At 71.4% G+C, this 13473-nt stretch carries 13 protein-coding genes; 5 read left to right on the top strand and 8 right to left on the bottom strand.

Going from position 1 to position 13473, the window contains the following annotated elements; all coding sequences use genetic code 11:
- The first annotated feature begins 313 nt into the window (after nt 1–313).
- Both AB0K05_RS09320 and AB0K05_RS09315 read left to right on the top strand, forming a co-directional pair.
- A complete protein-coding gene (locus tag AB0K05_RS09320) occupies nt 314–982 on the top strand; it encodes a TetR/AcrR family transcriptional regulator (RefSeq protein ID WP_261808770.1) in 669 nt (222 codons plus the stop codon).
- Entirely contained in the window at nt 979–1653 is a 675-nt protein-coding gene (locus AB0K05_RS09315) for a DNA alkylation repair protein (protein WP_148033639.1), read from the top strand. The genes AB0K05_RS09320 and AB0K05_RS09315 overlap by 4 nt, the downstream gene beginning before the upstream one ends.
- Nucleotides 1654–1743: 90 nt before the next feature.
- On the opposite strand, the gene AB0K05_RS09310 is transcribed toward AB0K05_RS09315, so the two are convergent.
- Complete coding sequence (locus tag AB0K05_RS09310) at nt 1744–2895, bottom strand: transposase (RefSeq protein ID WP_364228153.1); 1152 nt, start codon at nt 2893–2895, stop codon at nt 1744–1746.
- 81 nt (nt 2896–2976) lie between these two features.
- Here AB0K05_RS09310 and tnpA point away from each other — a divergent pair, with 81 nt between their 5' ends.
- Entirely contained in the window at nt 2977–3333 is a 357-nt protein-coding gene (tnpA, locus tag AB0K05_RS09305; protein WP_271278511.1) for an IS200/IS605 family transposase, read from the top strand.
- A gap of 113 nt (nt 3334–3446) precedes the next feature.
- On the opposite strand, the gene AB0K05_RS09300 is transcribed toward tnpA, so the two are convergent.
- Nucleotides 3447–4415, bottom strand: a complete 969-nt coding sequence (locus AB0K05_RS09300; RefSeq protein WP_364228812.1) for a LysR family transcriptional regulator — start codon at nt 4413–4415, stop codon at nt 3447–3449.
- A gap of 82 nt (nt 4416–4497) precedes the next feature.
- Here AB0K05_RS09300 and metE point away from each other — a divergent pair, with 82 nt between their 5' ends.
- Nucleotides 4498–6678, top strand: a complete 2181-nt coding sequence (gene metE / locus AB0K05_RS09295) for a 5-methyltetrahydropteroyltriglutamate--homocysteine S-methyltransferase (protein ID WP_148033641.1) — start codon at nt 4498–4500, stop codon at nt 6676–6678.
- On the opposite strand, the gene AB0K05_RS09290 is transcribed toward metE, so the two are convergent.
- Genes AB0K05_RS09290 through AB0K05_RS09265 form a run of 6 tightly spaced genes read right to left on the bottom strand, consistent with a single transcriptional unit; the run spans nt 6668 to nt 12437 of the window.
- On the bottom strand, nt 6668–7513 hold the full coding sequence (locus AB0K05_RS09290) for an aminoglycoside phosphotransferase family protein (RefSeq protein ID WP_271278510.1): 846 nt from the start codon (nt 7511–7513) through the stop codon (nt 6668–6670). The two genes, metE and AB0K05_RS09290, sit on opposite strands and share 11 nt — an antisense overlap.
- Before the next feature lie 53 nt (nt 7514–7566).
- Nucleotides 7567–8481 carry a carbohydrate ABC transporter permease gene (locus AB0K05_RS09285; RefSeq protein ID WP_148033643.1) on the bottom strand — a complete coding sequence of 305 codons (915 nt, stop codon included), beginning with the start codon at nt 8479–8481 and terminating at the stop codon, nt 7567–7569.
- 5 nt (nt 8482–8486) lie between these two features.
- Nucleotides 8487–9398: a sugar ABC transporter permease gene (locus tag AB0K05_RS09280; RefSeq protein ID WP_271278509.1), complete on the bottom strand. Its 912-nt coding sequence runs from the start codon at nt 9396–9398 to the stop codon at nt 8487–8489.
- Nucleotides 9398–10807 (bottom strand): N-acetylglucosamine/diacetylchitobiose ABC transporter substrate-binding protein, encoded by a 1410-nt coding sequence (gene ngcE / locus AB0K05_RS09275; protein ID WP_364228149.1) that lies wholly within the window; start codon nt 10805–10807, stop codon nt 9398–9400. The genes AB0K05_RS09280 and ngcE overlap by 1 nt, the downstream gene beginning before the upstream one ends.
- A gap of 25 nt (nt 10808–10832) precedes the next feature.
- A complete protein-coding gene (locus tag AB0K05_RS09270) occupies nt 10833–11561 on the bottom strand; it encodes an SIS domain-containing protein (protein ID WP_148033646.1) in 729 nt (242 codons plus the stop codon).
- Nucleotides 11562–12437 carry a MurR/RpiR family transcriptional regulator gene (locus AB0K05_RS09265; protein ID WP_219544253.1) on the bottom strand — a complete coding sequence of 292 codons (876 nt, stop codon included), beginning with the start codon at nt 12435–12437 and terminating at the stop codon, nt 11562–11564. It lies immediately after the preceding gene.
- A gap of 73 nt (nt 12438–12510) precedes the next feature.
- On the opposite strand from AB0K05_RS09265, the gene AB0K05_RS09260 reads away from it, so the two are divergent.
- The gene (locus tag AB0K05_RS09260) at nt 12511–13461 is read left to right on the top strand and encodes a BadF/BadG/BcrA/BcrD ATPase family protein (protein ID WP_271275996.1); all 951 of its coding nucleotides are present in this window, start codon (nt 12511–12513) and stop codon (nt 13459–13461) included.
- Nucleotides 13462–13473: the final 12 nt, after the last annotated feature.

Raw genomic sequence — 13473 nt, 5'->3', positions numbered from 1 at the left:
CCCCGTCCCCCGTGATGACGAAGTCCCCCACCGTCACCCGCGAGCACCCTTCCGCCTATGAAGTCCCGCCGCCGCCCCGCATCTCTTGGTCGCCGTCAGGGCCGGGAACGAAACGCGCCCGCCGCCGAAGGGGCGCGCTGGTGGGGTGGTCCGGTCCGGAGGATCATGCCGTCGGGCAGCGAACCCCGACGCGACGCCGATAGTGAACAGGTTTGCCGTGTGTTCATGGTGACCCGGAAGCGCTGGATAATGGCTGGGAGCGGTGGAATCAACTGTTCACCAAGCGCTTGGTCGAGGGCGCATAATGGTGTCCGTGACAACGCGAAAGAACTCCGGCGACACCGCCACCCAGGCGAAGCGTGCCGGCGCCGCCTCCTCGGGGGCGGCGTCCGAGCGCCGCGAACATCTCGTCAGACTCGCCGCGGAGCTCTTCGCCGCCAAGGGATTCCAGGCCACGACCGTCCGGCAGATCGCCCAGGAGGCGGGCATCCTCTCGGGCAGCCTCTACCACCACTTCGACTCGAAAGAGGCGATCGTCGACGAGGTGCTGTCCACCTTCCTCGACGACGTCACCGCCCGCTACCGCGCCGCCGTCGCGGGCGGCGACGACCCGCTCGCGGTGCTGACGGAGATGGTCCGCATCGGGTTCGGCACGCTGGAGCCGCACCGCGCCGCGATCACCGTGATGCAGAACGACTGGAACTACCTGCGTCAGTTCGAGCGCTTCAACTACCTGGTCAAGGCCGAGGAGGAGGTCGAGCAGATCTGGGTGACGCAGATCAGGGCCGGCCAGGCGGCCGGGCAGCTCCGCGACGACGTCGACCCGAAGCTGACCTACCGGATGATCCGCGACACGATCTGGGTGGCGGTGCGCTGGTTCCGCCCCGACGGCAGGCTCGACACGGCCGCGCTGGCCGAGCACTTCGTCACCGTCCTGTTCGACGGCCTGGCCACCGGCGAGCGGACCTCGCAGCGGGCATGAGCCTGACCGACGAGGTGCGGCTGGCCTTGCGCAAGGCGGCGGAGCCCGGCAAGGCTGCCGCCATGCGGGCCTACATGAAGTCGGCGATGCCGTTCCTCGGCGTCCAGGCCGGGCCGCGGCGGGCCGCGCTCAGGCAGGTGTTCGCCGACCACCCCCTGGAGACGGCGCCCGAGTGGCGGCGGGCGGTGTTGCGGCTGTGGCGCGAGGCCGAGTTCCGCGAGGAGCGCTACGCCGCGATCGAGCTGACCGGCTTCCGCCTCTACCGCGACTTCCAGACCCTCTACACGGTCCCGATGTACGAGGAGATGATCGTCACCGGCGCCTGGTGGGATCTGGTGGACGAGTTGGCCACACACCGCGTCGGCGGATTGCTGACCGCCTTTCCTGAGACGATGCGGCCGCTCATGCTGGAGTGGGCGCACGCCGGCGACCTGTGGAAGCGGCGCACGGCGATCCTGTGCCAGAACCGGTTCAAGGCCCGCACGGACACCGCCCTGCTGTACGCGTGCATCGAGCCGAGCCTGTCCGACAACGACTTCTTCGCACGCAAGGCGATCGGGTGGGCGCTGCGCGAGTACGCCAAGACGAACCCGGACGAGGTGGTGCGTTACGTACGGGCCAAGGGCATCTCGGGGCTGAGCCGCCGGGAGGCGCTGAAGAACATCACTTGACGCGCTCTCCGGCCTGAAGGCCGGACATTCAGCCCGTGCCGCACGTGCGGCACCTCTGTGGCTTCCTGTTTCGCCGGGTCCTGCCCTCCGTCAGGCGGCGGGTCTTACGGTCCCTCCGCAGGCGTTTAGCCTCTCCGCCCGTCCGGCGGCGAGGATGTTGATCGCGGCGTTGACGTCCCGGTCGTGGACCGCTCCGCACGGGCAGATCCACGACCGGATGTTCAGCGGCATCGTGCCCGCCACGGCGCCGCACGCCGAGCACGACTTGCTCGATGGGAAGAACCGGCCGACCTTGGCGAAGCCCCGGCCGTACCGTCCGGCTTTGTACTCCAGCATGGTCACGAACTGCGACCAGCCCGCATCGTGAACGCTCTTGGCCAGCCGGGTGCGGGCCAGGCCCTTCACGCACAGGTCCTCCACGTACACCGCTTGGTTGTCGCGGATGATCCGCGTGGAGAGCTTGTGCGCGAAGTCCCGGCGCGCGTCGGCCACCCTGACGTGAGCACGGGCGACCCGGGCCGCGGCCTTCTTCCGGTTCGCCGACCCCCTGGCCTTGCGGGACAGGGCCTGCTGAGCCTTCTTCAACCGTCGTCCGGCACGGCGCAGAAACCTCGGATTGTCGATCTTCCGGCCGTCTGAGAGCACCGCGAAGTGGGTGAGCCCCAGGTCGATACCGACCTCGTCCGGCGCCTGCGGCAACGGATCTGCGCCGGTCTCGACCACGAACGAGGCGAAGTACCGCCCCGCCGCGTCCTTGATGACCGTCACGCTCGACGGCTCGGCGGGCAGATCACGAGACCATCGCACCGGCACGTCGCCGATCTTCGGCAGGCGCAGCTTCCCGCCCGCCGTGACCGTGAAGCGGGCGTTCCTGGTGAACCGGACCGCCTGCCGGTTGTCCTTGCGGGAGCGGTACCGGGGCGGCGCGACCTTCGATCCTTTCCGCTCGCCCGACAGGGAGGCGAAGAAGTTGCGGTAGGCCGTGTTCAGGTCGGCCAGCGCCTGCTGGAGCACCACGGCGGAGACCTCGCCCAGCCAGGCGCGTTCCGGCGTCTTCTTCGCCTGGGTGATGACCTGCTTGGACAGGTCCCCGTCCGAGATGTACGGCAAGCCGCCGGCGTGGGCTTCCCGCCTGGCGCGCAGCCCGTCGTTGAACATCGTCCGTGCGCACCCGAACGCCCGAGCCAGCGCTTGACGCTGACCAGCAGACGGGTGGAGCCGGAAGTTGTACCGGAGCTGCACGCCATGACCTTACCGCTGGTTCATGGCTGAGCATGGGCACATGAGCACAGGTAGACACTGGTTTTCATCCTGCACGCCCACGTGGTTTCCGCGGCCAGGTTCCGGCATCGGGTGTTCACCGGGACCCACCTGGAGCGCATGGAGCAGATCATGCGGCAGGTGTGCGCGGACTTCGAGTGCGAGCCGGCCGAGTTCAACGGCGAGAGCAACCACGTCCACCCGCTGGTGAACTTCCCGCCGAAGGTCGCACTGTCCCACCTGGTCAACCCGCTGAAAGGGGTGTCCTCCAGGCGGCTGCGCACCGAGTTCCCCGGACTGGCCCGCCACTACTACCGGGCGAACAAGCCGTGGTCGGGCTTCTCCTTCGCAGGAAGCGTGGGCGGCGCTGCGGTCAGCGTCCTGCGGCAGTACATCCAGCAACACAACCGCCCGGTCTGAGCCGGGTAGACGCCGGATCGCCTGGGGCGATCCGGCTTTCCCTGCCCCGCTACGCGGGAGAGTCCGCTTCACCCCCGGCCTGAAGGCCGGAGCACTGCGGACGACCCAGTAGCTCATCTGGTCCACAGCGCGTCCTGCATCGCCTGGACGAGCGCCAGCAGCTCGTTCGTGACCCGCTCCCTGGACCAGGCCAGCGCGTACGTGATCTGGAGGTCGGCGCCCTCCAGCGGCACGAACACGACGTCGTCGCGCCGCACGCTCCGCACCAGCAGGTGCGGGATCGGCAGCACCCCCGCCCCGGCGGCCACCAGGTCGAGCGCGGCCCCGAAGTCGTCGTCGCGCACCATGCGCGGATGCCCCGGCAGCCCCGCCCACCGCCGTCCTCCAGGCGTCAGCACCACCAGCCCGGCAAGGTCCGCCGGACGCACCTCGCCCCGTCCGGACTCCGCCGGGCGGGGTTCCGTCGCGCCTGGTTCTTTCCGGAGGGCCTCCGCTGGACGGGGCGTGTCCGGCGTCGTCGTACGGGGTGTGCGGGACGGTCTTGTGAGGTGGGGCTCGGGGGCGCGGGCCGCCAGGGGGTGGGTGGGCGGGACGGCGAGGTGGTCGACGGTCACGTGGAAGCGGGCGGCGGTGGTGAAGCGGGCCGGGGCCGGGGTGGCCAGGATGGCGGCCGACACCTCGCCCGCGTCCAGGGCGGCCGCGGCGGCGGCGCGGCCCGCCGCGTGCAGTTCGACCGCCACCGGTGGAGTGCGGCCGGCCATGCGCCGGGCGATGCGGGCGGCCAGCGGGCCGGCGAGCGGTGGATAAGCCAGGTGAATGACCGGCCGAGCCAGCCGGGACGCCTCCGCCGTGAAGGCCGCCGCCGACTCCAGGATCTGCTCGGCGTACGGCAGCAGCGCCGCCCCCGCCGCCGTGAGCCGTACCGTACGGGCGCTGCGCTCGAAGAGGCGGACGCCGGTGGCGCGTTCGAGCCGGGCCACGGCCTGGCTGACGGCCGGTTGGGACATGCCCAGGTCGGCGGCGGCACGGGAGAAGCTCAGCCGCGCCGCCACCCGGGCGAAGCACTGTATCTCCCTGGCCATAAGCGTCACGAATAGATGATGCACGAGGCGGCCGGAGCCGTGCACGATGCCCGGACGTCCACGATCGTCTTGAGGAGCTTCGATGCCCGCTTTCCCCCAGTCCACCGTGCTCGGATACCCGCGGATCGGCCCCCGCAGGGAGTTGAAGCGCGCCCTGGAGTCGTACTGGGACGGCCGCGCCACCCGTGACGAGCTGGAGGCGGCGGGCGCCGCGATCCGGGCGTCGACCTGGCGCAGGCTGGCCGAGCTGGGCCTGGAGGGGCTGCCGTCGAACACGTTCTCCCTCTACGACCAGGTGCTCGACACGGCCGTGCTGCTGGGCGCGGTGCCGGAGCGCTACCGGGAGGCGGCGGACCCGTACTTCGCGATGGCGCGCGGCGCCGACGGGCTGGCGCCGCTGCGGATGACGAAGTGGTTCGACACGAACTACCACTACATCGTGCCGGAGATCGGCCCGGAGACGGCCTTCAAGCTGGACGCGGCCAAGCCGCTGGGCGAGGTCCGGGAGGCGCGGGCGCTGGGGTACGAGACGCGGCCGGTGGTGGTCGGGCCGGTGACGTTCCTGCTGCTGTCGGCGGACCCCGAGGCGGCGCTGGCGCGGCTGGACGACGTGCTCGCCTGTTACGAGGAGTTGCTCGGGGCGCTGGCGGCCGAGGGCGTGGCATGGGTGCAGCTCGACGAGCCGGCGCTGGTGGCGGACCGGACGCCGGCCGAGCTGGCGGCGGTGCGGACCGCCTACGAGCGGCTGGGGAACGTGGCGGCCCGGCCGGGGCTGTTCGTGGCCTCGTACTTCGGGCATCTCGGGGAGGCGCTGCCGGTGCTGGCGGCGACCCCGGTGGAGGCCGTCGGGGTGGACCTGGTGCGCGGCGGCGCCGACGGGCTGGCCGCGCTGGCGGGCAAGACGGTGGTGGCCGGCGTGGTGTCGGGGCGGGACGTGTGGCGGACGTCGCCGTCGCGGGCGGCGCGCGCCCTGGCTGCGGTGCGCGAGCACGCGGACCAGGTGACGGTCAGCACGTCGTGCTCCCTGCTGCACGTCCCGTACGACGTCACCGCCGAGCCCGGCCTCGACCCGGCGCTCCGGGGCCGCCTCGCCTTCGCCGAGCAGAAGGTCTCCGAGGTCGTGGCCCTCTCCCGTACGGCCCCGCCGGTGCAGGACGGCGGTGAGGACGCGCGGGCACACCGGGCGGGCGCGGCGGATGTGAGCGTGGGCGCGGGGCGGAGTGCGTACGAGGTGCGGGCGCGGGCGCAGGCGGAGCGGCTCAAGCTGCCGCTGCTGCCGGTGACCACCATCGGGTCGTTCCCGCAGACGGGTGAGCTGCGGGCGGCGCGGGCGGGCGTGGCGGCGGGGACGCTCGACGCGGAGGAGTACGAGAGCCGGGTGCGGGCCGAGGTCGAGCGGGTGATCCGGCTGCAGGAGCGCCTCGGCCTGGACGTGCTGGTGCACGGCGAGCCCGAGCGCAACGACATGGTGCAGTACTTCGCCGAGCACCTCGAAGGCTTCGCGGTGACCGCGAACGGCTGGGTCCAGTCGTACGGGTCGCGCTGCACCAGGCCGCCCATCCTGCACGGCGACGTGTCGCGGCCGGAGCCGATCACCGTGCGGTGGGCCGCGTACGCGGGGTCGCTCACGGACCGGCCGGTCAAGGGGATGCTCACCGGCCCGGTGACGATCGTGGCCTGGTCGTTCGTCCGGGACGACCTGCCGCTGCGTGACGTGGTGCGCCAGGTGGCGGACGCGGTGCGGGAGGAGGTGCGCGACCTGGAGGCGGCCGGCGTGCCGATCATCCAGGTGGACGAGCCGGCGCTGCGCGAGCTGCTGCCGCTGCGCCGGTCGGCGCAGGCCGGCTACCTGGAGTGGGCGGTGGCCGCGTACCGCAGGGCGACCTCCGGCGCGGGCGACCGCACGCAGATCCACACCCACCTGTGCTACTCGAACGCCGACCAGATCCTGGCCGCGATCGACGGGCTGGACGCGGACGTGACCACGATCGAGTCGGCCCGGTCGGGGGCGCGGATCCTGGACGCGGTCGGGTCGTTCGGGCGCGGGCTGGGGCCGGGCGTGTACGACATCCACTCGCCGCGGGTGCCCGACGCGGCCGAGGTCGAGGGCCTGCTGCGGCGGACGCTGGCGGTGCTGCCGGCCGGGCGGGTCTGGGTGAACCCGGACTGCGGGCTGAAGACCCGCACCTACGAGGAGGTGGAGGCGTCGCTGGCGAACGTGGTCGCGGCGGCGGCGGGGCTGCGCGCCGAGCTCAGCCGGTGAAGGTCCACTCCAGGTGGGCCAGGGCGGCCTCGGCGTAGCGGGCCGGGCCGGTGCTGAGGCCGTAGGCGAGGTCCTCGATGAGGGCGCAGCGGGCGTAGAACAGCGCCCGCCGCCGGTCCTCGCCGTCGAAGGGCCCGTCGTACGAGGCCAGGACCAGGTCGAGCACCTCCGGTCCGAGGTCACGCAAGATCTTGGCGAAGTCGTGGGCCGGGTCGGTGACGGCGGCGTCGGTCCAGTCGATGACGCCGGTCAGCGTGCTGGTCGCGGCGTCGGCCAGGAGGTGCTCGGCGCCGAGGTCGTTGTGGCAGAAGCGGAGGGTGCTCGGCTCCGGCGGCGGCTCGGCGGCGAGGAACCGCTCCACCAGGGGCCGCTGCCCGGCCGGGACGTGCCGCTCGACGTCGCGGTAGTCGAGCTGGGCGTCGTGCAGCAGGGTCGGCGCGGGGTAGAGGTCGGGCGGCGCCAGCTCGCGCATCCGCTCGACCGGTGCGGCGTGCAGCGCGCTGAGCAGGCCGCCGAGCGGCTCGGCCAGCCGCTTCGGGTCGGGCACGGGGTGCTGGTCGAGGGGCAGCCCCGGCAGCGCGTGGTAGGCGATGACGCCCGCCCGCTCGTCGGCGAACAGCACCTCCGGCACCCGCACCGCGACCAGGTCCTTGACCACGGCCAGCAGGGCGACCTCGCGCCGGACGGAGCCCGGGTCCGAGACGCGGGCGCGGACGATGAGCTCCCCGTTGACCAGATGCACGGTGTTGTCCAGGCCGTCACCGCTGGGCACGGCGGTGTGCACCTCGTAGCCGGGGAGGTGGCGGGCCAGCAACGCGCGGATGTCGCCGATCACATCCTGAAGCGTAGGGCCACCACCTCGTGCACGCGAGCCATATTCATGATTGGTTATTTGAGTGCCCCCGCCGTGAGCCCGGCCTGGATCTGGCGCTGGAAGACCGTGTAGACCACCAGCATCGGCAGGATGGCCAGGGTCAGCGCGGCGAACAGGGCCGCCCAGTCCTGGTCGTAGCCCGCCGCGGTCGAGATGTCGGCGATGCCCTGGGTGAGCACCCACTTGTCGCGCTCCTGCAGCAGCACCAGCGGCAGCTGGTACTGGTTCCACTGGCCGAGCACGTTGAAGATGGTGATGCTCACCAGCCCCGGCTTGGCCATCGGCAGCATGATCTGGAAGAACACGCGGGTGTGCGAGGCCCCGTCGACCCTGGCCGCCTCCGCGACCGCGGTGGGCAGCGTACGGAAGAACGCCGACAGGAAGAACACGGTGAAGGGCATCGAGTACGCGATGTACACCAGCACCAGCCCGGCGTGCGTGTTCAGCCCGATGAACGGGCCGACCAGCGGGACGTTCCCCATGTTCTGCACCACGAAGAACAGCGGCGTCAGCGCCAGGTAGACCGGGAAGGCCAGCCCCGACACGAACAGCAGGTAGACGGCCCGGTTGCCGCGGAACGGGTAGCGGGCCAGCACGTAGGCGGCCATCGACCCGACCAGCATGGTGCCGAACGTGCTGAACGACACGACGACGACGCTGTTGAGCATGTACTGCCCGATCTGTGCCTGTTCCCAGGCGCGGGCGAAGTTGTCCCACTGCAGGGCGGCGGGGAGGGACCAGGCGTCGCCGAAGATCTCCTCCTCGCTCTTCACCGAGGCGAGGAACGTCCACAGGATCGGCACCACGGTCAGCACCGTCCACACCAGCAGGGCGATGTGGGTGAGGATCGACAGCGGCCCGAGCCGCCTGCGGCGTTCGCGGCGGGCGAGACTGCGCGAGTTCGCGACCGTCCATGATGTCGTGGTCATTGTCGTCAGTACTCGATTCGTTCGCGGCGGGACAGGCGCAGCGACAGGATCGCGAAGCCGATGGTGAAGAAGAACATCACGACGCCCAGCGCCGAGGCGTAGCCGAAGCGGAAGTACTGGAACGCGTTGCGGTAGATCTCGGTGGCCATCACGGTGGTGGAGAAGTCGGGCCCGCCGTGCTGGTCGGTCATCACCCACACGATCGCGAACACGTCCAGCGCCAGGATGCCCAGGTAGACCCAGGCGACCTGCACGGTGTCCCAGAGCAGCGGCAGCGTGACGCGGAAGAACAGGCTGAACCGGCCGGCCCCGTCGATCTGGGCCGCCTCGAACATGTCGCGCGGGATCGACGCCAGCCCGGCCGAGAACAGCACCACGTAGAAGCCGACCGCCTGCCACACCATGACGCCCAGGACGGACCAGAACGCGATGTCCGGATCCGACAGGAAGCCGACGGGGTCCATCCCGATGGCCATCAGCGGCGCGTTCAGCATGCCGCTGTCGTCGGGCCTGAACACCTGCTGGAACAGCACCGCGACCACGGTCACGGCGAGCACCTGCGGGAAGAAGAACACCACCCGGTAGAACCTGGACCCGGCCACGCCCGCCACGCCCCGCCCCTCGCGTCCCACGTTGAGCAGGAACGCGAAGAACAGGGCGATGACGATCGTCAGCAGCGGCAGCAGCACGAGCAGCGCCGCGTTGTGGGTGACCGCCTTCCAGAAGATGCCGTCGGAGAACAACCGGATGAAGTTGTCGAACCCGATGAAGTTGGGTGTGGCGGTCACCCCCCGCCAGTCGGTCATCGCGATGTAGAACGCCTGCATGTACGGCGAGATCACGTAGACCAGGTAGAGCGTGACGGGCGCCGCCAGGAAGGACAGGATGAACAGGCCCCGGCGGTACGTGTTGAACATCAGCGCTTGTACTTCTTGATCGCGGAGTCGGCCTTCAGCTCGTCCGCCTTCTTCTGCAGCCGCTCCACGTACTTCTCGGGCGTGACGCCGCCGGTCATGAGCTGGCCGGTGGCGGCCACGGCCTCGTCGTGCAGCTGGCCGTACCAGCTGCGCCAGCGGTAGTAGACGGTGTTGGCGCCGGCGGCGGCGAGCGCCTCGGTGGCGCTCTTGGCGCCCGGCGACAGGTCGCGGCCCTCGCCCGCGCCCTTCACCACGGAGACGGTGCTGACGAGCTCGCTGAAGTCGCCGGCCGCCTTCTTCGACAGCATCGCCCGCAGGTACTCCATGCCGCCCTGCGGGTTGGCGCCCCGCGACGGCACGATGAACGACTCTCCCGGCTGGGTGTGCAGGGTGCCGTACGGCATCTTGTCGGAGCCGGTGAAGTCGGGGATGGGGAACATGCCGTACTCGAAGCCCTCGGGCGTGGTGGTCTTCTGCTCGTTCTCCAGCCACGAGCCGCACGGCAGCATGGCGACCTCGTTCTTGTTCTGCGCCGTCTGGGTCTGCACGTGGTCGAGGCCGGCCGTGCCCTGCATCAGGTACTTGGCGCCGACCTCGGCCCAGGCTTCGGCCGCCTGCCGCACCGGCTCGGCGGACCAGGCGCCGTCCTCCAGGTTGTCGATGTTGACCAGCACCTCGTTGCCGCCGATCTTGGCGGCCATGGTGAGAAGCGGCTCGTACAGGTACTGCGGGTGCTTGCCCGCGTATGTGAACGGCGCCATCTTGCCGGCCTTCTTGATCGTCTCGCAGAGGGCGAGGAACTCGTCCCAGGTCTTCGGCACGGTCCAGCCGTTGTCCCTGAAGGTCTTCTGCGAATACCAGATGCCGTGGATGTAGTTGACGTAGCCGAGCACGTGGAACTTGCCGTCGTAGGTGCCGAACTCGACGACGGCCGGGTCCAAGGTGTCCTTGACCTTGACGTTCGGGTCGTCCCAGCTCGGCGCGTCCAGCAGCGGGGCGAGGTCCTGGAGCTGGCCGTCCTGGGCGAGCGCGCCCATGTCCATGGCGTTCGCGCCGGAGTTGTCGATCACGTCGGGCGGGTTGCCGCCGGCGAACCGCGGCTGCAGGACCTTGGTGATCTCCTTGGTGACGTTGTGCTTGATCTCGGCGTCGGGGTACTTGGTCTTGAACAGCGGCTGGTGGATGTCGGTGGCGTAGGCGTTGCCGAAGCCGCCGTCGAAGATCCACACCTCCAGCGGCTTCTTGGCGTCGACGCCGAGCGGGTTGGCCGCGCTGGTGGCCGCCGGGGCCGCCGACGAGGCCGGCGCCTGGGTCTGCGGGGTGGCGCAGGCGGCGAGCGCGCCGGCCACGGGGACCAGCGCCGCGGCGCGGAGAAGGCCGCGCCGGGTGATGTGGGGGGTGTTCGCCATAGGTACTACTCCTGACTTGTCTGGCTCAACGTCGGATGCGCCCTGCGTACCGGCTCTCCAGGGCTCTGTTGTGCTCGTCGCCGCCGGCCACGTTGGCCGACAGGTAGACGGGCGGCGTCTCGCCGAGCGCCACCAGCCGCTCGACCGTCTGGGTGACCATCAGCTGCGCGAGCAGCGCCGAGGTGATCGTGGAGACCGCGCCGTAGGTTCCCCCGCCCGGCAGCTCCAGCACCGCGTCGCCGTACGGGGCGCCGTTGTCGAGGACCACGTCGGCCAGGTCGAGCAGCTTGCCGCCCGACGGGTGGCGTGAGGTCATCTGGACGCTGTGCCTGACCGAGGTGATCGCGATGAGCGGGTGTCCGCGCTCCTTGACGATCGTGGCGAGCTCGACCACCGCGCCGTTCACGCCGGAGCTGGAGATCAGCACGAACACGTCGCGCGGGTCCACGGGCGCCAGCTCGTAGATCCGGTGCGCGATCGCCGGGTCGCGCTCCAGTTCGGAGGTGAGCACGCCGGGCGGCTCTCCCCCGTACAGGACGAGGTCCCTGGGCGAGAGCCGGTTGCTCGGCACCAGCCCGCCCGCGCGTCCGGCGATCTCCATGGCGATGGCCTCGGAGTGGCCGGAACCGAAAGCGTTTACCACACCGCCCGCGCGGAGCCCGGCGACCAGCGCCTCGGCGGCCCGCCCGACCGGCTCCGCTTGGCTCTCCGCGACCTGACGGGCCAGCTCCAGTGCCACGGTTGCGTACGTCATTCAGCCTCTCTCCACCCGGTGACTCTCGACAGCAGTGATCGTCAGCTCGAACGCCTCGTTGGTGCGCTCGTACGTCCGCTGCGCGACCGCCACGTACACCGCGTCCAGCACGAACAGCTGGGAGTGCACGGCGGCCAGCCCGCCGAGCCGGAACGTCGTCTCCCTGCTGGCGGTGGTCAGCACCAGGTCGGCCAGCTCCGCGAGCGGTGAGCGGGCGAACGAGGTGACGGCCACGGTCAGCGCGCCGTGGCTCCCGGCCTCGGCCAGCGACTCCATCACCTCGCGGGTGCGGCCTCTGTGGCTGATGCCGATGGCCACGTCGCCGCCGCGCAGCAGCGCCGCCTCGGACAGGGCCACGTGCGCGTCGTACGCGCTCCAGCACGGGATGCCGATGCGGCGCAGCCGGCCCTCCAGCATGGTCGCCACGTTGCCGCTGGTGGAGACCCCGACCAGGAGCACCCGGCGGGCGGCCACCACGGCGTCGGCGACCTTCGAGACCACCTCGGGATCGAGCTGGGCGGCGGTGTCCTGGATGAGCCGGGTGTCGGCGGCGGCCATCACCTCGATGGCGGCGTCGATCGGGTCGTCGGGGCCGATCTCGTGGCCCACGCCCGCGCCCCAGCCGGCCTGCGCGGCCCTGCCGGTCTCGGTGGCCAGCGCCACCCGCAGCTCGGCGTAGCCGGAGAAGCCGAACGCCCGGCAGAAGCGCGTCACGGTCGCGGGCGAGCTGCCGGCCCGCTCGGCCAGCGCGATGATGGTCGAGCGCGCGGCCTCGGCCGGGTCCTCGAGAATCGCCTCGCCGACCCTGCGCAACGCCTCGGGCAGAGCGGGGAGCTCGGTCTCGATGCGGCCCAGGGCACCTGGAGTCACGAACATTCCTTCCGAACATCCGGCCTTTCGGCGAAAATTATTCTTGCTTACCGGTCACGTCAAGACCCACAATCTGATCGTGACTATTTCGCTCGTGGTCGGGATCGACGCCGGTGCCACCGCCACCCGGGTGGCGGTCCACACCCTCGACGGCGCCCGGGTCGGGTACGCGCGAGCGGGCGCGGGCAACCCGACCGCGCACGGGCTGAACAAGGCGGTGGCCGCCATCACCGGCGCGCTGCGCGAGGCCCTCTCCGGCCACGACGGCTCCCGGGTGGTGGCCTCGCTCGCCGGGGTCGCCGGGCACGTCGAGCAGATGGCGCCCGACCTGGCCAAGGCCTGGGCCGACCTGGGCATCCCGTCCGCGCCCCGGCTGACGGGCGACGTCGAGATCGCCTACACCGCGGGCACCCCCGCCCCCGACGGCTCGCTCCTGCTCTCGGGCACCGGAGCGGTGGCGTCGGCCATCAGGTCCTACCGGCTGCACCGGATCGCCGACGGGCTCGGCTGGCTGCTGGGCGACAAGGGCTCCGGCTTCTGGATCGGTCGCGCCGCCGCCCAGCACACCGCCGCCGCCTTCGACGTTCCCTCCACCCCCGCCTCTGGCGGGCTGGCCGATCTGGTGGTGACCCACTTCCTCGGCGACTGGCGAGGCGCCACGGCGCGCGAGACCGACGACCGGTTCGTCCGCCTGATCCAGGGCGACCACATGCGCCTGGCCGAGCTCGCCCCGCTCGTGAGCCGCGCCGCCGCCGACGGGGACCCGGCCGCGCTGGCGATCACCCGGCGGGCCGCCGAACACCTGGCCTCCACCGTACGGAGAATCCACGTCTCGGGCCCCGTGGTGCTCGCCGGGAGCGTCCTCACCAACGACGGCCCCGTACGCGAGCACGTCCTCGACCTGCTGGCCGGCGAGCAGGTCCGCACGGCGGGCGACGCGGCGGGCGCGGCGGCCTGGCTGGCGGCCCGCGACCACCTGCCGGAGGACCGCGCGAAGGAGGCCCACGCCGCGTTCACCTCCCCCGCCTGAGCCCGCGGCGCG

It is taken from the genome of Nonomuraea sp. NPDC049486 (assembly GCF_040676925.1).
Taxonomy (GTDB): Bacteria; Actinomycetota; Actinomycetes; order Streptosporangiales; family Streptosporangiaceae; genus Nonomuraea; species Nonomuraea ferruginea.
The sequence above is the reverse complement of the archived record's forward strand: the minus strand, read 5'-3'. Positions and strand labels throughout refer to the sequence as shown.

Bases quoted from the DNA above. Each gene is read 5' to 3' on its own strand.
- AB0K05_RS09315 (WP_148033639.1), top strand. From the start codon at position 979: ATGAGCCTGACCGACGAGGTGCGGCTGGCCTTGCGCAAGGCGGCGGAG.
- AB0K05_RS09300 (WP_364228812.1), bottom strand. From the start codon at position 4,415: ATGGCCAGGGAGATACAGTGCTTCGCCCGGGTGGCGGCGCGGCTGAGC.
- metE (WP_148033641.1), top strand. From the start codon at position 4,498: ATGCCCGCTTTCCCCCAGTCCACCGTGCTCGGATACCCGCGGATCGGC.
- AB0K05_RS09285 (WP_148033643.1), bottom strand. From the start codon at position 8,481: ATGACCACGACATCATGGACGGTCGCGAACTCGCGCAGTCTCGCCCGC.
- AB0K05_RS09280 (WP_271278509.1), bottom strand. From the start codon at position 9,398: ATGTTCAACACGTACCGCCGGGGCCTGTTCATCCTGTCCTTCCTGGCG.
- ngcE (WP_364228149.1), bottom strand. From the start codon at position 10,807: ATGGCGAACACCCCCCACATCACCCGGCGCGGCCTTCTCCGCGCCGCG.
- AB0K05_RS09270 (WP_148033646.1), bottom strand. From the start codon at position 11,561: ATGACGTACGCAACCGTGGCACTGGAGCTGGCCCGTCAGGTCGCGGAG.
- AB0K05_RS09265 (WP_219544253.1), bottom strand. From the start codon at position 12,437: ATGTTCGTGACTCCAGGTGCCCTGGGCCGCATCGAGACCGAGCTCCCC.